This is a genomic window from Parasutterella secunda (assembly GCF_016901835.1).
In the GTDB taxonomy this organism is placed as follows: domain Bacteria; phylum Pseudomonadota; class Gammaproteobacteria; order Burkholderiales; family Burkholderiaceae_F; genus Aphodousia; species Aphodousia faecavium.
In genome coordinates this window covers 41,252-61,283 of record NZ_JACJKX010000009.1, presented here as the reverse complement: position 1 = coordinate 61,283, position 20,032 = coordinate 41,252, and the positions used below count along the sequence as shown (strand labels likewise).

Annotated in this window: 19 protein-coding genes; 10 read left to right on the top strand and 9 right to left on the bottom strand. The window is 45.8% G+C overall.

The window, feature by feature from the left end:
* Positions 1-3: 3 nt before the first annotated feature.
* The 7 genes from H5985_RS05965 to H5985_RS05930 form a co-directional block, all read right to left on the bottom strand.
* Entirely contained in the window at positions 4-459 is a 456-nt protein-coding gene (locus H5985_RS05965; RefSeq protein WP_205050400.1) for a hypothetical protein, read from the bottom strand.
* 113 nt (positions 460-572) lie between these two features.
* Positions 573-1,202: a response regulator transcription factor gene (locus H5985_RS05960; protein WP_205050399.1), complete on the bottom strand. Its 630-nt coding sequence runs from the start codon at positions 1,200-1,202 to the stop codon at positions 573-575.
* A 712-nt stretch (positions 1,203-1,914) separates the two neighbouring features.
* A complete protein-coding gene (locus H5985_RS05950) occupies positions 1,915-3,765 on the bottom strand; it encodes a C69 family dipeptidase (protein ID WP_205050398.1) in 1,851 nt (616 codons plus the stop codon).
* 226 nt (positions 3,766-3,991) lie between these two features.
* Positions 3,992-5,167, bottom strand: coding sequence for a type II toxin-antitoxin system HipA family toxin (locus H5985_RS05945; RefSeq protein WP_205050397.1), 1,176 nt, complete (start codon positions 5,165-5,167; stop codon positions 3,992-3,994).
* A 1-nt stretch (position 5,168) separates the two neighbouring features.
* Positions 5,169-5,477: a helix-turn-helix domain-containing protein gene (locus H5985_RS05940; RefSeq protein ID WP_205050396.1), complete on the bottom strand. Its 309-nt coding sequence runs from the start codon at positions 5,475-5,477 to the stop codon at positions 5,169-5,171.
* Between the two features lie 513 nt (positions 5,478-5,990).
* The gene (locus H5985_RS05935; protein WP_205050395.1) at positions 5,991-7,118 is read right to left on the bottom strand and encodes an alanine racemase; all 1,128 of its coding nucleotides are present in this window, start codon (positions 7,116-7,118) and stop codon (positions 5,991-5,993) included.
* A gap of 32 nt (positions 7,119-7,150) precedes the next feature.
* Positions 7,151-7,546, bottom strand: a complete 396-nt coding sequence (locus H5985_RS05930; protein ID WP_205050394.1) for an MmcQ/YjbR family DNA-binding protein — start codon at positions 7,544-7,546, stop codon at positions 7,151-7,153.
* A gap of 179 nt (positions 7,547-7,725) precedes the next feature.
* Between H5985_RS05930 and H5985_RS05925 the strand changes: the two genes are divergently transcribed.
* The 8 genes from H5985_RS05925 to H5985_RS05890 all read left to right on the top strand — a co-directional run bounded on the left by H5985_RS05925 (position 7,726) and on the right by H5985_RS05890 (position 15,943).
* Positions 7,726-8,865 (top strand): glycerate kinase, encoded by a 1,140-nt coding sequence (locus tag H5985_RS05925; protein WP_205050393.1) that lies wholly within the window; start codon positions 7,726-7,728, stop codon positions 8,863-8,865.
* A 42-nt stretch (positions 8,866-8,907) separates the two neighbouring features.
* Entirely contained in the window at positions 8,908-9,549 is a 642-nt protein-coding gene (locus H5985_RS05920; RefSeq protein WP_205050392.1) for an AAA family ATPase, read from the top strand.
* A 68-nt stretch (positions 9,550-9,617) separates the two neighbouring features.
* Positions 9,618-9,875 carry a CopG family transcriptional regulator gene (locus H5985_RS05915; RefSeq protein WP_205050391.1) on the top strand — a complete coding sequence of 86 codons (258 nt, stop codon included), beginning with the start codon at positions 9,618-9,620 and terminating at the stop codon, positions 9,873-9,875.
* A gap of 144 nt (positions 9,876-10,019) precedes the next feature.
* The gene (locus tag H5985_RS05910) at positions 10,020-11,051 is read left to right on the top strand and encodes an alpha/beta hydrolase (protein ID WP_205050390.1); all 1,032 of its coding nucleotides are present in this window, start codon (positions 10,020-10,022) and stop codon (positions 11,049-11,051) included.
* Between the two features lie 94 nt (positions 11,052-11,145).
* Positions 11,146-11,847 (top strand): YjjG family noncanonical pyrimidine nucleotidase, encoded by a 702-nt coding sequence (locus H5985_RS05905; protein ID WP_205050389.1) that lies wholly within the window; start codon positions 11,146-11,148, stop codon positions 11,845-11,847.
* Between the two features lie 166 nt (positions 11,848-12,013).
* The gene (locus H5985_RS05900; protein WP_205050388.1) at positions 12,014-13,288 is read left to right on the top strand and encodes a Zn-dependent hydrolase; all 1,275 of its coding nucleotides are present in this window, start codon (positions 12,014-12,016) and stop codon (positions 13,286-13,288) included.
* 111 nt (positions 13,289-13,399) lie between these two features.
* A complete protein-coding gene (locus H5985_RS05895) occupies positions 13,400-14,152 on the top strand; it encodes an endonuclease (RefSeq protein WP_205050387.1) in 753 nt (250 codons plus the stop codon).
* 216 nt (positions 14,153-14,368) lie between these two features.
* Entirely contained in the window at positions 14,369-15,943 is a 1,575-nt protein-coding gene (locus tag H5985_RS05890; protein ID WP_205050386.1) for an AAA family ATPase, read from the top strand.
* A 240-nt stretch (positions 15,944-16,183) separates the two neighbouring features.
* Here H5985_RS05890 and pcp read toward each other — a convergent pair whose 3' ends face one another.
* Positions 16,184-16,825 carry a pyroglutamyl-peptidase I gene (gene pcp / locus H5985_RS05885; protein WP_205050385.1) on the bottom strand — a complete coding sequence of 214 codons (642 nt, stop codon included), beginning with the start codon at positions 16,823-16,825 and terminating at the stop codon, positions 16,184-16,186.
* A gap of 181 nt (positions 16,826-17,006) precedes the next feature.
* On the opposite strand from pcp, the gene H5985_RS05880 reads away from it, so the two are divergent.
* On the top strand, positions 17,007-17,837 hold the full coding sequence (locus tag H5985_RS05880; protein WP_205050384.1) for a Fic family protein: 831 nt from the start codon (positions 17,007-17,009) through the stop codon (positions 17,835-17,837).
* Between the two features lie 131 nt (positions 17,838-17,968).
* Here H5985_RS05880 and H5985_RS05875 read toward each other — a convergent pair whose 3' ends face one another.
* Entirely contained in the window at positions 17,969-18,550 is a 582-nt protein-coding gene (locus tag H5985_RS05875; RefSeq protein ID WP_205050383.1) for a tetratricopeptide repeat protein, read from the bottom strand.
* A 268-nt stretch (positions 18,551-18,818) separates the two neighbouring features.
* Here H5985_RS05875 and H5985_RS05870 point away from each other — a divergent pair, with 268 nt between their 5' ends.
* On the top strand, positions 18,819-19,988 hold the full coding sequence (locus tag H5985_RS05870; protein ID WP_205050382.1) for an MFS transporter: 1,170 nt from the start codon (positions 18,819-18,821) through the stop codon (positions 19,986-19,988).
* Positions 19,989-20,032 lie beyond the last annotated feature (44 nt).

Below are 20,032 nucleotides of genomic sequence, written 5' to 3'. Positions count from 1 at the left end.
CGATCAAATCGGTCTTCTGTAGAGATTATCCATAATGTCTGCGCTTAAATTGTTCATCCAGCGATTGACATTGCGGTGAGCACAAATTGCGTCTTCAACAAAGCGGTCATCACCGGTTGCCTTGGTATTGACGCACCCTTTGCGTTCATCCAACCCACGGCTTGAAACGTAGCTGACCTGATAATTATTGGCCGTGTAATCGACTTTAACTCTCGCTTCAAATTTGACAGCTTTGGCCGAGCCCGGGTAGGCGAGCAACATTTCACCGGGTTTGTCGCTGATAATGCGCCATTTGCGCTGATGAGCCGCCATAACAATTGCCTCGTGCATTTGCTTGGCGTTGACTTTGGTCGGAGCATATTGTTGTCCGGGGTTGACAACCGGTGTCGTGGTGCCGCAGCCTGTTAACAGAAGAGCTGAAGTTAAGGCGGCAGCGCAAAGCAGGCGAAGATGTTGCATGATAGTCTCCAAAAAGCGAGAGTATTTCTCATTTTAACTTAAAAAGCTGTGGACCACACCAAAAGAAACGCCCGCAAAAAGCGGGCGTACAGTAAAACCGAAGCATTCAGTGGTTACTGAATTTGGGGATCTTCCTTTGCACGCATGAGTAATCGCGCAATTTCCGTAGCATTATGGATTTCAAGCTTACGGTAAGCCGCTCCGCGGTGAACTTGAGCCGTCTTTTCAGAAATACCCAACTGTTCGGCTACTTCCTTATTGGATTTACCTAAACTGATGAGGTTGACGACTTCACGTTCACGTTGCGTGAGGTTTTTGAGGCGATTCTTGAATTCGATGACATCAGCCATTTGTTCCTGGCGGTTCATGTATTCCGTGATGACATCGTGCACCACCTTGAAAAGGCGTTCCTCACGAACGGGCTTTTGTAAGAATTCCACCGCACCGTTTTTCATGGTGTGAACGGCCATGTCAATATCACCGTGACCGCTCAGGAAGATAATCGGCAGATCCACCCCCATTTCATTGAGGTGGGTTTGCAATCCCAGACCGCTCATATTGGGCATGCGGACATCTAAAATGATGCAGCCCGGGCGCGTAAAGTCGTTACTGGCTAAAAACTGCGAGCCGTCACGATAGGTCTTTACTTCCCAGCCTTCTCCTTCGAGCAAAAAAGCCATGGAGTTGCGGATACCTTCATCATCATCAACGATGCGTACCAAAGGCGTGTTGTTTTGCTGCATTTTTATTCCTTCATTCAGAAGCCATCAGATAAGTATATAAAATCAGAAAAAGAAATGGTTGATATTTTTAGCCTGTGTTCAAAAAAAATTGGATTTCAATTGCAACTTAAAGGGTTAGATGCCAATTTCCCGAAGACCTCACAATTATTGTTCCGTTGCCCAAATCCTCCAACGAAAACCGCATTGTTGAAAACACTGAGATATTTGATTTTGAGTTGAACAAGAGCGATATGGATATCATCGACAATATGCCGCCATGCGGAGGCTTTTGCGTCGATGCGGACAATGCACCGGAAGATACTTGATTTTTTAATTTTTTGATTTTCAAATGATTTTAGAGGTGGTCTTCAATTTTTTCATAAGGTGAAGGGGTGGGGGAAGAGCTCCTGCAACAACTGCCGTGATTGTTTTTTGACTGACACGTCTCCTAAAAGCCGGATCTTTGCCGTCGCACCATAAATAAACAACGTCAACAGCATCGGGAGTCGATCATTTTTTGCTCTTCAGACGACGCGTGCAGAGTCACGCTCTCGTTAAGTTATTTTCAGGAAATGCTAAAGGAGTTCTGCAGGCTGTCGTGTTACTTTTTGAAAAGGCCATTTAAAAGTGTGTGTGTCGGTTAATCGGTTGATAGCGATATAAGAAAACAAAATGCCCCGAAAAGAAATCTTCCCGGGGCCGGATATCAAATTACGACTTTGTTGTAATCAGATTACCTGTCGTGGCCGCGTTCCTTGGAGGAGTACTTGCGGTTGGTTTGACCTTCGATTTTCACCGTGTCGAAAGCGGCAATACGGTCACCGCCGTCGCGCGTGTAGAGCCACGTGTCATAAACGGCACCGGCCAACATGAAGCGGGCGAGATCCTTTTGAACGAATGTCATGACCATATCCAACTTGCCGTCACCGTTGACGTCTTCGGTTGCGTAGCTGACCGGTTGAGCGAGGTCAGACATCACGCCGGACGTCGTCAGGCTCGAGCGGCCCACACCACCGTAGGTCTTCGTTTGGTCGATCTTCGTGGCGTCGAGGTCTTCATCGCTCAAGAGGGCAAATTTAACCGTTTCGGTGCTCTTCGGATCGATGGAATCAGCCAAAATCACAACCTTATGCGGAGCGATTTCATCCAAGTGAGCTTGGATGGTGCCTTGGGCTTCCTGCAACTTGGCTACGTTGTAGCGGTGCAGGATGTCGAGGCCGTGTTGCTTGCTCACCTTGAAAGCAGCCTTGGCTTGTTCGCGCAGAGCAGCTTGTTCGCCGTCCCATTTTTCTTCGAGATCTTCGATGATGTCGAAGTTGTCATCACGGTCATCACGTTGGAATTCAAGCGTGTTGGCGTTGTTGATGAAGGTGACGGAGGCCCATTCAGGATGGTAGTCAAAGCGGCTGTCGCGAGAGTTGAAGTGTTCCTTCGTAGCCGTGGCGGCGCTCATGAAGCTCATGCTGGCACCGGGCTTGGCCAACGGATAGAACGGGATGTACGGGGTTTCGCACGGACGAGCCAATGCACGGTAGCTCGTGATGAGTTCCGGAATGTCATTGATTTCAAAGACAACGGATTCGTGCGTGGTCACGCGGCACGGGCCGAAGCCTAAGTGGTGATACCAACCGTCCTTGTCATCGCCGATTTGATCTTCATGCAGACGAAGAATGTTCTTGACGTCTTCAACCGTGAACTTCTTATCAGGCGTGAAGGAGTACGGGAACTTTTCAGCATCGGTGATCTTTTCACCGGTGATGTACTTCCAAGCGACTTGGTTGCGGCCGAAGTTGTAGCCGACAGAGCGTTGTTCAGCAGGTTGAACGGCTTCGCGGAAATTAAAGTCGTTGTACACGCCCGGGGTTGCGGGTTTGTAGCGACCGTTCTTGATGGAGCGTTCGATCAGACCCGGGGAGACGATCACGTTTTCGGTGTCCGTGGCGTCAACCTTATCCATCATGAAGTTATTCGGAATGTAGATCACTTCATTGTCTTTGACGCGGCGAGCCACCCAGGTGTTGCCCTTATGTATAGCAATTTGCCAGGCTTCCTTCGTATCGGCGATCGTGTAGGTGCGGCCTTCGGAGAAGTAACCGTACTTCGTCAAAAGATCGGTCGCGATCTTGACGGCTTCACGGGCGCTGTGAGCGCGTTCGGCCATCAAACGACGAATACCGTAACCGATACCGCCGTCCTTCAATTTTTGGTCTTTGTCAAAAATGTTCGAGCAGGCGTTGGAAACGATCACCACGCCGGCGTCATTGACAAAGCCGTCGGAGAAAGAGGAGCCGTTCGGGTCAAGCGTTTGAGACCAGTAAAAGCCCAAGGTTTCGCGAACTTGCGGGATCTTGGCAGCGGTCGGTTCGAACGTGATCATGGTGCCGGCCTTGTGCTTGGCAGGCGGAACATAATATTGCGGATTAAAGACACGGCCGCCGTTGTCTTCGTTGTGACCGACGATCACTTGACCGGTGGCAGAGGCATCTTTACCAACGATAACGGTCGAGCAGGCCATCGCAGAAAGCGGTAAGGCAATCATGGCGCTCGAGATGGCGCAGGCCATCAGAGATGCACGCAGTTTCATAGCAGTAGCTCCTTTCATATATCTATAGTCAGGTGCTTTAAAACAAAACACCGTCACAGGGCTTCATCGGCATCAGACGAAGTCCTTGACGGGAGGCATTTTGCTCCCCGTGGAGATATTTTCGATTTAGGGAAATCTCTGCAATGTGTAACAAGCCGTAAGGGCAAGGGTTAATGTTGAGTGAACTCTTGCCGACAATCAAAATGCTTAAGGGTTCGTACTGAATTTAGAGGTCAAGCTGCTCAAAAGCCTTACGCATATTGTCGATTTCCAGAGGATCGGCCTGGAATTCGTGAGCAACTTTTTCCCAATTGTGGGCGCAAAAAGACGAAATATTGAGTGCTTCTTCTTCAGCCTGTCGTTTACTTAAGCCGAAATAGCGGGCCACTTCAACGGCTTTGGAGAGGTCAGGCCTGTCACAGTCATCGGTAACGGCCGTGGCATGATGGCGGCGGTTTACCGAGACGGGCTCCGGTTTAAGAGAATAAATCGGAGCCAGGCGCCAGCCGTCGTCGACTCGGATAAAAGAGATGTTATCTAGCGAGTCATTGACATTACCGATACACATATTAAAGACCATGCGGCGCCACAATTCGAGCAGATCTTCTTTCGGTTTGGTGCCTTCCTGATTGAGAATATCGGCGACTTCCAAATAAGAATGTTCATCATTGTGAGCAGCAAGAAGCGCTTTGGCGGTCGCTGCTGCGATGGGGTTGCCGTCCTTGTTTCGGTCAAAGCGGGAACTGATCAAAGTATCCATTCCGCGCGTTGAGGTGAGCTCTGCGGAGACCGTCTTCAATCCAAGACGTTTGGCTAAACTCAACGCAATGCCTTCCCAGACCACTAAATTGCGTTGCGGATCGGGAATATTAAATTTTGAAATAAAATTTTTATTTTTACCAGATTGATAACCGAGCTTAAAACGGGTACCGGGGAGCGAGGAAAGGCCTCGATAGAGTGAATCTATGTCGGAAATATTCAAGTGACCCATCATCAAACGCTCTAAATCGAGTGCAACCGGACCTACCTGACGGTATTGGAGGGCTTCTTCAAGGGGTTCTTTAAAGCCTATGGCACCCGGGCGAAGTACTTCTTGAGATAAAAGCAATAACTGTATGTTTGTTAAGTCTTTTTTATAGATAAAACGAGTAGCCTTACGGGCTCCGAGGCCCGGAATCAAGTCATACATGAACCCGAAATAGGGGTGAGCGAGATCAGTTTTAAAAACCTTGGCTATTAAAGGTAAGTCACGGCTCAGACTGTAGCCGCATTCAAGCCATTGGGAATCGTATACAAAGAAGCAGACAGAATCCTCACGACTCGTATCCTCAATGCTCAATTGGCCGATTGGCAGGGGATTGAGAGAACTTTTAAAGTAAAGGTTTAATAATTGAGAGGCCATTTTATATCAGGCGACGAGGCGCTCTCGCTCTTTTGGGTAAACGCTCGGATTCGAGGCGTAATCCCGAAGTGTCATCAGAAGGAGAGGCGATATCGGCCATAGGAACCCCTAAACCGATAGCCTGCATGATCGCGGCAACGTTACCGATAGCCACACCGGGGTCACCGGCTTCTACCTTCGCTAGGGTGTTGAGCGAGATGCCGGCACGTTCTGCAACCTGCGATTGCGGCAAACGACGGCGCAGTCGGGCAATTTTTAGATTTGCTCCAAGAGCCTTTAAAGAGGTTTCGACGGCTAAAGACGGACGCATATTATTCTCAAAATAATGGTGAAATAGTCATTTAATACCCATTATTATGATGATTAAAACTTCTATTGTCAAGAGGATCATCTTTTTAAAGTCAAGGGATTTAAAATCCTATTTTTATTACTTTAAGTTAACGATAAAACGCAAGATAATAATGATAAAACGTAAATAACACTCAATATAAGACGACTAAACAAAAATTTAAAGGTCTAATTTTTGTTCCAAAGCCTCGGCGTATGATCCGATTGTTTACTTTAAATAGTGATCTTCAAAATCAACGGACGATTGATACAATAAATGAAAGGATAATTTGAATAAATGTAAATTGAAAAAAGCTATTGCTCTGGCCGGATGAAAAAAATCAACGACCGATTAAAGTTTTAGATATGATAAAAATAGAAATAAAAATTCAAAAAATATCATTGAATTAAATTATAATGATTGACAAAAAAAAAGACCGGACAATATGTTTTTTGTCCGGTCTGAAATCAAAATGAAAGATTTGTTATGACGATTTTACCAACCGTAGAAACGTTTCCAACAGTCTTTAATCTCCAAACTGTTATTGACTACGTAATAACAAGGATGTTGTGCGCCGGTCGGACAAGCATGATTGGGTAGAATTCTCAAACGCATCCCGATCGGGAAATCTTTGGGGTTAATTTTTCTGCCGTTTCTGGCAGAAATGATGCCGTGCTCCTGATTGGCACCGCTTACCCACAAGTCGTCAATCAAGTGACCATGCACATCACAAACGAGGCCATAGCCTTGGTCAATTTTTTGATTGGCTGTTCCTCGATCACGTGACAAAGCCATCCATCCTCCGTCGGTAATCACCCATCCTTTTTCCATCTGATGCCCAATGACGGTAACCAATAATGAAAGCGCGATATCACTGATTTGACATACACCGACACCGGCCTGGAACAGATCAAAAAAGACATAAACGCCGGCTCTTAATTCCGTGACGCCCGTTAAGTCTTCATCGGTCAGCGCCGTGGGGGTAGAGCCTACTGAGACGATGGAAAGCTCATAGCCTGCGTCTCTGAGCTTCTTGGCCGCCCGACAAATCCCGTCTCTTTCTCCTCTGGATCGCACTAAAAGAGCCTCGTGCGTGTCGACATCATAGGAGCCTCCCGCATGGGTGAGAACGCCGACCAGTCTGGCCGGGGCTTCAAGAGCACGAGCGACATTGATGATTTCTGCACTATCCGGAGTGAGTCCCGAACGGTGTCCGTCGCAGTCGATTTCGATTAACACTTTGATTTCAAGGGATTCTTTCTGACAGTACTGAGTCACAAGTCTTGCAGCTTCAACGCTATCGAGAATAATTTTCAAATCAACTCCGCGTCTGACGAGCGCAGCAACCCTCGGAAGCTTCTGCGGGGCAATCCCTACGGCATAAATCATGTCTTTGACCCCGTGCAGCGCAAACTCTTCGGCTTCTTTCAGCGTCGAAACTGTTGCAGGGCCTTGCGGAGTCCAAAGTTGGCGCTTGGCGACTTCCCAGCATTTGCTTGTCTTAAGGTGTGGCCTTAACGTTACGCCCAAGGATCTCGCTTTGTCCCTCATTCGGGCGATGTTGGCATCCATCTTGGTTTCATCCAATATCAAAGCAGGTGTATCGATGTTCAGTAAATCCACAGTCATTCTCCCGGAGAACTTTTAAACCTATCCTACACCGCTTTTGAAGAGTCTTTTCTTCTTTTTGCAGCCGGCGCCGTCAACAGAAAACTTTTTCGTGTTAAATCGATTAGCTGTTCATCAAAATCTTCCTGCTCATCCAAAACAATACTGATCCAATGCTTTTTGCTCATGTGATAAGCAGGCAGAACATTTTCGTAATATCGGAATTTCTCCCGATCTTCAGGAGAAATTTTCAGATTGACGATATCCAGATCGCCGAAAGCACCAATGCCTAATTTTTGTGCATCAACGGTTAAAACGATGGCAAACCATTTGAGATTGTCAGGACGTCTGAAAACGGTACTGACAAAATCGCCCTCAAAAGGACAATCGGGTTCAACCTGAAATTGATCGTGCACCATTTTGAAAAAATCTTCCCGAACCATATCGGCCTCCGATACCGTTTTCTTAATTGTACGAGAAGAGCGATCTTTTAAGACAATTGCCTTTTTAATATTAACTTTTAACTATTTCAATCGATAATATCTATTAAAACAATATTGACATAATATTAATTTCTTGTGCTCTCGCTTTCGCATTGGTACGATTCCGAAAGGAGTTATTTATGTCGGTTTTGATTGTCCTGGATTCTTTTAAAGGCAGCCTTTCTGCCCGCAATGCCTGTCATGCGTTTGCCGAGGGGGTACGCTCGGTAAGTTCCGTTGACGTCATTGAAATGCCGATTGCCGATGGCGGTGAGGGATTGATTGACTGTCTCAAAGACTCTCTTTTGCCTCAAGGTTGGTCAGAGCACAAGGTAAAAGTAACCGGCCCGGATGCAAAAGAGGTGACGGCCTCTTTTTTGATAAAGGGCAACGAAGCAGTTCTTGAAATGGCACGCTCTAGCGGCCTGATGTTGGTTGACAATCAGCGAAGACACGTTTTGGAGGCAACCTCTTTCGGTCTGGGAGAGACCATAGCCGCTGCCATTGATGCGGGGGCAACCGAGCTTCGCATCGGTCTGGGAGGCAGTGCCACGAATGACTTGGGTTTGGGGTGCATGCAGGCGTTGGGTGTCCGGTTTTTCGATTCTGAAGGAAAAGAACTTCTCTCTCCCATTAAAGCGCGAGATCTTTCTAAAATCCGATCCCTTTCAACCGATCTTTTCAATCGCCGCTATCCCAACATTAATGTCACCGCCGTGTGTGACGTTGATAACCCGCTTTTGGGTATGCGGGGAGCAACACGTGTGTTCGGGGCTCAAAAAGGTGCCCGTGAAGACGAACTCGATCAACTGGAATCCTCCATGAGCCATGTGGCGGAAGTTTTGACTTCTCATTTTGGGCACAGCGTGGCCGATCAACGCGGAGCCGGTGCTGCGGGCGGCATGGGCGCAGCCTTAATGTGGTTTTTTAACGCCCGGACCCGGTCGGGTATTGAGGCGGTTTTGGATACGCTTTCTTTTGATCGGTATGCCGCTGATGCGGATTATGTTATTACGGGCGAGGGCTCTTTTGATGCTCAATCGTTGGGCGGGAAAGCGCCACTCGGGGTGTTAAAGCGGTCGCGCTTACTGGGCAAAGATGTCATTTTGGTTGCCGGGCAAATACTGACTCCTTCTCGTGAGGTCAAAAAGTTGGGATTTTCCGAAGCTTTTGCGCTCACATCTTTTGCGACGAGTCGCTCCGAGAGCATGGATAAGGCTTCCGACATTCTTTTTTCCATCGCTCGCCAATGGGCAATAAAAAAATTAAAACAAGATTAATTTAATATTAATTCACAATTAAATAAATAGTGGAAGACAATTATGATTATTGCAGTTGCGAATACCAAAGGCGGAACGGGTAAAACCACAACCGCTGTTCAGCTTGCTCTTTACCGCCAAAGTCTCGGACATGAGGTCTGGCTTGTGGACGGGGACGAGCAGCAGTCGGCTCTGACGGCCGTGAGCATCCGCTCTGAAAACGGAGTGAAACCCGCCTTGGCCTGTTCGGCGTATTCGGACGCGAGAACGCTCAAATCCCAGATTGAGACCCAGATCAATAAATGGGAAGACATCATTATTGATGTGGGCGGTCGTGACACTGGAGCTCTTCGTGCGGCACTTTTGGTCTGCGATATTTTGTTGGTACCGGTGCAACCTAGAAGTTATGACGTCTGGGCCCTGTCAAAGCTTGAAGATATCATCCGTGATGCAAGGGATATCGGCGCGGATTTTGATGCCTATTGTTTCCTCTCGTGTGCTGACAGTCAGGGGGCCGATAACCAGGAAGCCGCCGAGGTGATGAAGCAATGCGAGGAGATGAAGTTCCTGGATCGCGCAATCGGCAGACGAAAAGCCTTTGCGACTGCGGGCGGAGCCGGGTTGAGCGTTTTTGAAATGCGCCCGAAAGATCCGAAAGCCTGCTCTGAATTAAAGGCGCTGGCTGAGGCAATATACAATCTCTAATTGATATTTAAATGTGATTAATTTAATATTAAAACCATTCTGAATTAATGGTTACTTAGAGGTTTGATATGGCCATTACTATGTTGCGTAAAAAGCCGCAGGGTGACAGAAAAGAGCTCGACGAGAAAGCGGTTGATCAATTTTTAGATTCCGCCTCCGGCGTCAAAAAGGAAGCTGTCTCTAAAAAGAAAAAGCAAATCACGCTCACCATTTCAGAGTCGCTCTTGCATTCGGTTGATGAAGCTGCTCACGAACTGGGACTGTCTCGCGCAGCCTATATCAATGCAGCCGTATCGACGGCGCTCAAAAACGGTTTAACCCGCTAAAGTGTTTCCCGAGGCCTGAGTCAGACTCAGGCCTTTGTCTTGTCTGTAACATCAGTTTCCTGAAATAGGCAAAAAACAAGCACTTGCTGACTCAATACAAAAGCAAACATCTGCTACATTGTTTCCTGATATCAGGAGGTCGATATGCGTATCAATCAAATTTTAGTAGCCGTCAGTTGCTTATCGTTGACAGCGGTAGCTGTCGCTCTTCCTCAGAACCGTCACTTTCCGGCTCCTCCAACCCTAAGTGAGGAAATGGCCGCCTCGGTCAATGCTCCGGCTCCCGATTTGTGGCAGTCAAAAGTCCAGACTGCCGAAGAGGTTCATCAGATAGCTAAAAATTATGCCCAGAGTGCCGGGCAGGCTTATTTGGCATCGGCCCGAGCGTTAGGGGTAAAGGTCGAGGAAAGCAAACTAGCTGGTATTCCGGTATTCGTCCTCACACCTAAAACAATTGCCAAGGAAGCTCAAAACAAAGTCATTTTCTATATTCACGGTGGCGGATATATATTAGGGCACGGCGTGTCCTGTATCGGCGAAGCCATTCCGATGGCAGCACAAAACGGTTATAAGGTGATCTGCGTTGACTACCGTATGGCGCCTGAATTTCCGTTCCCGGCCGCTATCGATGATGCTTTTGCGGCCTATCGGGAAGCGGTCAAACTTTACGGTGCGGACAATATTGCTGTGTTCGGCAGCTCCACGGGCGGCGCCATGACGCTGGTTTTGGCGCTTCAAGCACATGCCGCAGGCGTTCAGATGCCCGCTGCGCTGATTGCGGGCAGCCCCTGGGCGGATATGGATAAGATCGGTGACAGCTATTGGGTCAACGATGGCGTGGATAATGTCCTCGGAAGTTATGACCGTCTGATTAAAACGGCCGCTCGACTTTACGCCAACGGACACAATTTGAAAGATCCCTTGATTTCTCCGGTCTATGCTGCTGATTCTGCTCTGAAATCATTTCCTCCGACGCTTCTTTTGTCCGGTACGCGTGATCTTTTCTTAAGTAACACGGTAAGAATGCATACACGCCTGTTGCTCAATCATGTGCCCAGTGAACTCATCGTTTACGAGGCTCAATCTCACGTTCAGTATTATCTGAATCCGAAAGCACCGGAAACCGCTCAACATTATCGCCTATTAGCGGATTTCTTAAAACGCGTTTGGCATTGAAATTTTCGGGAGGCAGCCTGGTGAGCCTCCCGAGACAAAATCTTCTCAACGCTCAGTACAATAGTCGGTATCTTTCAGGAAAGGATTCCCACCGATGACCAAACCCTTTGATATCCTGCTTTGGGACGTTGACGGAACGTTGCTCGATTTTCTAGCAGCCGAGGACATTTCCATCCGCTCATTATTTAAAGACTTTGATTTAGGTGTGTGCACCGATGAGATGCTTTGTCTCTACAGCGCCATTAATGCAGACTATTGGAAACGTTTGGAAAGAGGCGAGATGAGCAAAAAGGAGATACTCGTCAAGCGCTTTGAAACTTTTTTCAGTCAGGTGGGTATTCGTTCGGTTGATTGCGACGCATTTGACAAAGCTTATCAAAAGCGGCTGGGGGAGACTGTCGTTTTCCGTGACAACAGTTACGAATTGGTGAAGTCCCTCAAGGGGGTTATTCCTCAATACGCAGCGTCTAACGGCACCATTGTTGCTCAAACCGGGAAACTCACGCGTTCCGGTTTGATTCATCTTCTTGACGGTGTTTTCCTTTCAGAGAAACTGGGCGCAGAAAAGCCTTCTGTTTTGTTTTTTGACAAGGTGTTTGAGACGATCCCGACCGTCGATCGTGAACGTATTCTGATTGTCGGCGATTCACTCACAAGTGACATATTGGGCGCTAAAAACGCCGGGATTCAATCCTGTTGGTATAACCCAAGTCACAAACCAAACACGACGGATATCAAACCTGATTTTGAAATTGAGCATCTCTCAGAAATTAAAAAGATTCTAGATATTAATTAACTATTAATTAAACAGTTATTTGATATTTAATTAATATTGTTTTGAGATTAGAGGATGTCTTTCCTAAGAAATAAGAACCTAGAGAAGTCAACGCAGTCGAGTACTTGTATTTGATCTTTTTTGCGTGGACAATAGAAGGTGTTTTTTCTTTCTGCGGAGAGCCGCTATGTCTGAACAACGTTTGCGCGAAGGTGCACGCGCTTTTGCTGAGAAGGTATTTAACGATATCCGTGAATTTTCCAAGGATCCCGTCAGAGGCATTTCCCGCCAAGGTTATGGGCCTCTTGAAAATCAGGCTCATGAATACCTGAAAAATATAGCCCGAGAGCTCAACCTGGAAATTAAGGTTGATCGTTGCGGCAATTTATTCTTAACTCTGCCGGGTAAAGATCGATCGCTTCCTTGCTATATGACCGGATCGCACGCCGACAGTGTGCCGCAAGGCGGACATTATGACGGTCTGGCAGGAGTTGTGGCCGCAATAACCACTCTGTGGTGGATGAGAAAGATCGGTTTTGAGCCTCAACGCGACGTGACAATGGTTGTCTTCCGTATGGAAGAAAGTTCCTGGTTCGGCAAAGCCTATGTCGGCTCATTAGCTATGGCCGGTCAATTGACTGCAGAAGACTTGGCTCTGAAACATCGTTCAAAAGATCAGACCTTGGCTGAGGCCGTGCGTGAAGCAGGCTTTAATCCGGAGGATATGGTCCGCACGGATCCGGCTATCGATTTTTCTAAGATCGCAGCTTTCACTGAACTTCATATCGAGCAGGGACCGACCCTGGACTCTCAAAAGAAAGCCCGCGTCGGTATCGTGACGGGTATTCGCGGTAACCTGCGGCACAAAACGTGTCGTTGTATCGGTGTGACGGCGCACTCCGGTGCGGTGGACAAACAATATCGACATGATGCGGTGTTGGCCATGAGTGATCTCTTAATGAAGATGGAGCGTCACTGGGCGGAGTGGTTGGTCAGAGGTGAGGATCTGGTATTCACGGTCGGCGTCTTTAATACTGCACCTTCGGCAGCCATTGCAATTATCCCCGGAGAGGTGAGCTTCAGTGTGGACATGAGAAGTCTATCCATGGATACGCTTGATCGCTTCCATAAGCTTTTGGTTGCTGAAGCTAATGCAACGGGGGCTGACAGGGGCGTCACATTTGAATTTGACCGTACGCTTGTTTGCAAAGCGGCCGATGTGGATCCGGAACTGTTTGAACACTTAAAGGCTGCCGCCAAAAAAGCCGACATTGAAGTCATGGATATTCCGAGCGGCGCCGGACACGATTCTGCAGTTATGGCCGATATGGGTGTTCCCATCACGATGATTTTTGTGGCCAATCAGGACGGTTCGCACAATTGGAAGGAGAAGATGAAGTTGGATGATTTCATGTTAGGAACGGAAGTACTGTTTACGGCTATTTCCACCTATGACGACTAAAATCTCAGCCGTCTTCGGACGGCCGATCGATCGTAATAAACACGGATCGCTCAACGATTCTTTGCTTTGGGTTGAATTGTATAACCATTTGAAAAGTTTAAAATATTTGAAATGAAATCATCTTTAAAACTAGCCGCATTTGTCTTTGCGCTTATTCCGACACTAAGTTTTTCCCAAGGCAATACAGTTAATGATTCCTTTAACAAAGCCAAGCAGTTGCTTGAGCGTCAGGTTTATTACGATCATCGTGTCACACTTTATTGCGGAGCGGAATTTGACGAAAAGAAAAATATAACGTTGCCTGCCGGCTTTATTGCACAAAAGCATCAGAAGCGGGCAACAAGAGTCGAATGGGAACACGTTGTTGCAGCGGAAAACTTCGGGCGTTTCTTTAAAGAGTGGCGAGAGGGTGATCCGGTTTGCATCAACAATAAGGGGAAGGCTTATAAGGGTCGGCGATGCGCAGAACGAGCCAATCTTGACTATCGTTTTATGCAGGCGGATATGTATAACCTCTATCCGGCCATCGGGGCGGTGAATGCAGCCCGTCAAAATTACAATTTCCAAATGCTGCCTCACGCCAAGAGTAGTTTCGGTACGTGTGAAATGAAAATCGAAGGAAGACGTGCCGAGCCGCCCGAAAGAGCTCGAGGACAGATTGCCAGAACACATCTTTATATGGCGGCAGCTTATCCGAGATTCCGGTTAAGTGATCAACAAAGAAAACTTATGACGGCATGGGACAAAATGTATCCGGTAGACGCTTGGGAATGTGAACGGGCCCAACGTATTGAAAAAATTCAAAAAAATGAGAATTCTTTCGTAAAAAATGCTTGTATTAAGGCAAAATTGTGGAAAAATTAATTTTTGAGATTTGCTAGAAATATCAAATGTCAAAAAAAAATTAAACATTTGCATTGCGTTGAATTGGTTGGCATTAAACATTAGTTATTTTTGTCTTTAGTCGAAATTGGATTTCGATGTCAGGTTATCTCAATCCTCATAATCAAGCTAGTTCATAATTCAAATCAGCTACGATACAATTGAGGCGATGATAACTTTTGTTTGTTGAGATTAGTCATGAGAGCCCTTCCTCTTGGAACATCAAGTTTTAGCACCCTGAGAGAAAACAACGAGATTTATGTAGACAAAACCAGCTTGGTCTACCGTTTAGCTCAAACCAGAGGGAAGATTTTTTTAGCTCGACCAAGACGATTTGGTAAGTCGTTATTAGTCTCTACCTTTGAGTCCTTGTTTAAAAGTGGTCTCAAAGACTTCCAGAGCTTAGCTATTGAAAAGCTTTGGAACGATAAAACCTATCCAGTAGTCCGGTTAGATTTTTCGGAACTTAAAGAATTTAACAGTGTGGCCCAATTTTCAACGAACTTTACTGAAATGCTTCGTTTGAAATTCTCTGCTGCAGGTTTTCTGTGTGAGAAAAATGAACCTTTCTTAATCCTTAAGCTTTCCAACTGGCTCTCCGGTCTTAAACCAAGCTCATTGGTGATTCTCGTTGATGAATATGATGCGCCTCTTACGGCGTGCCTGGATCAACCGGAATTATTTGCAGGCGTGCGTTCGCTTATGAGTCAATTTTTTCTGACTTTGAAATCTAACGAAGGTTGCCAACGTTTTTTCTTCATGACGGGGATCACTAAGTTCAGCAATACCAGTATCTTTTCGGCTTTTAACAATCTTCAAGATATTTCTTTAGATCCTCTCTATGGCTCATTGCTCGGGTACACCGAAGAAGAAATTAAAACGAATTTTCACGACTATCTCTTAAATGCATCGTCAACTTTGCAGACATCAGTAGAGGACGTTTTAAACAAACTCAAACAAAATTACAATGGGTTTTGTTTTGATGAAAAAGCACAACATCGCGTCTATTGTCCTTGGTCGGTTTTGAATTTCTTTAATCGCCCGGATCGTGGTTTTCAGAATTACTGGTACTCGAGTGGTGGTCAACCTGCTGTACTCATGAAGTATCTTGTCAATCATGCTTTGGCCAGACCCATTTCTTACGGCGAACATAAAGAGTTGAGACTTTCTGAGTTAGGTTCTGCACGACAGTACGAAGAAATTGGTTTAGATGTTCTGTTAACTCAAGCAGGTTACTACACGATTAAGGAAGTTACTGAGGATCAATATGCCGTTTTAGGTTATCCGAATGAAGAGGTCGCAGTCTCTATGGCTCAACTCTATGCCGATGAATTGCTCAACGGCAAACGTCTTCGTATTCCAGGCACTTCTCCTCTTTCAACTGTGATGGCTCAAGGAACGACTGACGAAGTTGTCGAGCAATTTAATAACGCGGTCAACGCCATTGATTATCAACGTTATCCAATCACCGATGAGGCTAGTTGTAAAGCCTACCTTCAAGTACTTTTGATTGGTGCAGCGATGATACCCAGAGTGGAAGTGCACAACGCTTTAGGACGTAGCGATATGGAAGTCGAAGTGGGTAGCCGACATTGGGTCTTTGAGTTTAAGTATGCTCAGAAATCTTCTGAAGTAGACCGATTACTTGCCATTGCAGTTGATCAAATCAAATCAAGGCACTATGGAGAAAATGTTAATGGTAAGAAACTCATTCAAGTAGCGTTGGTCTTTTCTGAAGAAGAACGGCGATTTAAAGCTTGGCGCACACTTTGAGAAAAACGCAATCTTGGTATACTAACCTCGGTAGACTGTGTGTGCAGTGCTAATCTCAGCAAGGGGGAGGGGCAGATGTTTTCAGACAAGACATTTTCGCCTGAGCAAATAAGAGAACCGAAAAACGTGGTTAGATAGTTTTCAAAACAGTCTTTTCCCACTTTTGAATTAGAAAAATCTCTATCCGCCTTTCAACGACCCTCCGAAGTTTGAAGGCCGTTGATTTAATGTCTTTGCTCTTTAGCACTCCTTGCCACCGGAGACTTTAAGATCAACTTCGTAATTTTTAATAGCACGGATGGCTGCTTCAAGGCCTTTTGTAATGGTCGTCAATTCCATGAAAGGTACGTTCTTTTTGCCAATGACCTGTTGAGCAATATAGGGGACATGGATAAACCCTCCTCGTACAGGTAATTGATTTTTCTGGATATAGTACAAAAGAGAATACATAATGTGATTGCAGACGTAGGTCCCGGCTGTATTGGAAACGGAGGCGGGGATGCCGGCTTTTTTAACTTCTTCAACCATCGCCTTGATCGGAAGGTTGGAAAAATAGGCATTTTCTCCGTCTGCAAAGATAGTTTCATCAATCGGTTGATAGCCTTCGTTATCGGGAATTCGGCCATCATCAATATTGATTGCAACACGTTCAACATTAAAGTTGTAGCGACCGCCGGCCTGACCGACACAAATGACAGCGTCAGGTTTGAGCTGATTAATTGACTCAAAAAGCTTTAACGTAGAGGTTTTAAAAACTGTAGGCAACTGAACTTTGATGATCTCAACGTCGTCAATTTTTTCGGGTAGAGCATTGACAGCTTCCCAGGCGGGATTAATCTTCTCTCCGCCAAACGGATCAAAACCGGTGATCAGGATTCTCATTTCATAACCTTCCCAAAAAGTTCCTATCAGAGTTATTTTCGCTCGCAAAAGTAGCAATCTTGATATGTCCCATTATTGTAGTGAAGTCTGCAAAATTGATTTCAAATTAAAATGAAATAGACCTCAAGACAAAGTACATTCAAACAAGTTACGATAGTGTGCGGAGCGTTTTAAGGAAAGAATGATGGAATTTTCTCCCGAGTATTTTGACTATCGTCCGATTTTCTCTTCTGAAGAGAAACAATATTTGCGGGCATTGTCAAAACAGTATTCACTTGAACAGTTTGTTTCAGATCATCAAACGTTTGAAGAACGTTCTATCTATTATGCTTTTGTCTCCAGCAAGATTGAAGGTAATCAGTATTCGAAAAAAGGTGCTACGTTACTGTTGAAATACGGGTTTACCGAGAACGGTAAAACGATGCAAGACGCAATGATGCTGATCAATTTGAGGGATGCTTTTGTTGACGTTACATTGTCGTCCGACGAAAAAATTGAATCCGTTTTAACTAAACACTACGTTTGTACAATACATTCAAAAGTATCTGACAAGCTTTTGCAGTCTCATGATAGGGGACAAGTTCGCCGAAATTACGTGACAATATCCGGATCCGACTATGTGCCGTTGGATAATCCCTACTTATTGGAAGAACAGTTGCAACGTTTGCTGGATGTGGCTTTAACGATTAATGATCCGTTTGAACAGGCAGTGTTTGCTCACTGCAATTTAGCTTATCTGCAGTATTTTAAAGACTGCAACAAGCGTACAGCGAGATTGGTTCAAACAGCAATCATGGCTGCACATAAAGTTACTCCCATTTTTTTAAGAGAAGGGGCTGTGCAGGGCTACTTAATCTCGTTGCTGAACTATTATGAAACCGGCGACTTTAAACAGTACAAAGAGCTTTTTTTGACAGAATACGAGCACACAATTAAACAACTTCAGGGTGTGGCCCCGAAACAATTAGAAGCCCAAAGCAAAGCTTTGAAAAAAATACTCGCAGCACGTTAGTCATTTCAAAAACCGTCAGAGAGTTGGACTAATCCAATCATTAATTCAACATAACTATTATTATGTTGCGTTGAATTAGGAGATATTTTAATTGTATGTAGGAAACTTTTTCCTATGTCAATAATCAAGTATTAACTTACCGGTTGCATCGCTTGAAATATCAGCTCTGCATTTTTCCGACAAGTTTCATTGCCTGTACCCTCGCAAGCCTGTCTCATCAAGTCCCAAGTGTCTCGATGGTACGGATGTAAAACCAGAGCTTGCAAAGCTGCAGACTGTGCTGTCTGAAAATCTCCGGCCTTTATAGAGGCTGTTGCCAGGTTGCACCAAAAGGCCGTACTCGAAGGATTGGCTTTTACTGCACGGGTGAAAAGTTTTGCGGCTAATGAATAATTCTTTTCACTGAAAGCCTTTGTTCCGTAGCTATTTAATTGTTCGGCCATTTGGATTTCTCCGACTTCGGGTCTTGGAAATGTCAGAATCAAATCCAGAAGTTCTCGAACTTCAGAGTTTTTGTACGTTTTGGTATTAATTAAATTGAAAACCGTTGATGGTGCATTCTGAACCGTGACTTCAATGACATCCTCTGACGGCTCCGCTTGAGGTTCTGAAGTCTGCGCAAACGATAGTCCGACGCTTAACGGCAACAAACAAAGGCAAACTGACAGGTTTCGAAAACTTTCAGTTAAAAGGCTCTTATTAATATTAGACATACAAAATGGCAGTCAGGCAGATTCAGTTCAAGATACCGTTCAATTGTACGCATAGCGGACTGAAAATTATTTGTTCTTCATATCCATCCGATTCAAACTATTCTTTTCCTGTTTCTTTTGATAGAAGTGTATCATATGACGATCTTAAAAGTCAAATAAAATTTAAGCATTCTATTAGAATGTGATGAAATTATTTAAAAACATGCATTCTCTTTTGTGATTTTTGCTAAGCTAGCAATATTGAGTCATTTATATCAGGGGCTTACCTGTGCAAAAGTTTTTTGTTTATTTGGTGTCTTTAGGACACTTATGCGTTGATCTGGCTCCGGGAGCGCTGCCTGCAATCCTCCCCTTTTTCGTTTTGCACAACGGCCTGACTTACACAGAAGTCGCAGGCCTCATGTTTGCTTCCTCGTTTCTCTCCTCAATTGTTCAGCCGGCTTTTGGTTATTGGGCCGATAAAAGTTCCAAACACTGGTTTATGGCTTTGGGTATCGCCATGAGCGGTATCGGATTAGGTATTTCGGGTTTAGTGACCAACTATTGGTTCCTTTTTCTGGCTATTACGTTCATGGGAGTCGGCAGTTCAATCTTTCATCCTGAGGCGGCCCGCATTGTCAATCGCACCTCCGGTGCTCGCCGCGCGACCGGTATGGGAATATTCTCGGTGGGCGGAAATGCCGGTTTCGGTGTAGGTCCCTTGATTGCTGCGGCGGCCTTAACCGCCTGGGGAACTCCGGCTACAGTGATTTTTGCCGTATTTGGTATTGTGATGGCAGCGGTGATGCTTTGGGCGGTACCCAAGATGCTCGGTTTTGTTCAGACTGCTGAAACTCAAACAAGATCATCCATCCAAAAAGCCAGAGAAGGTGCAAAAAACGATTGGCATGGTTTTTCCCGTTTAGCAATCACCATTCTTTTCAGAAGTGTGGCAAGCACCAGTATTTTGGCCTTCCTTCCCCTCTTTTGTATTTACCGCTTCGGAATCTCTGAAGGCATGGCCGGCACCCTTTTGTCGTTTCTTTCCATTGTCGGCATTTTCATGACGGTGTTGGGCGGATGGATCACTGACCGTATCGGTTTGGTTCGAGCCTGCAAATTCGGTTACATTCTGATGGCTCCGGCTTTTGCCATGCTCTTATTTGCACCGTCTGTCTGGTGGGTGTATCCGATCATTGTGGTGATCGCCTTTACGCTGAACGGTACCTATGCCGCTTTTGTAGTGTTGGGACAATCCTATTTGGCTAAAAATGTCGGCCTTGCTTCCGGAGTGACGCTGGGACTATCGAGCAGTTTAGGCGGAATCTTCACTCCCCTGCTTGGTATGGTGGCTGACGCCTACGGTATTACGCTCGTGATGTGGTTGTTGGTAGTGATTGCGGCTCTTTGCACAATCGGTGCGTTCTTTTTGCCTGAACCGCAACGCGATGAAATTTAATTTGTTAGGCAGAGAGGTCGCAGATTCCGGAAATCCGCGACCTC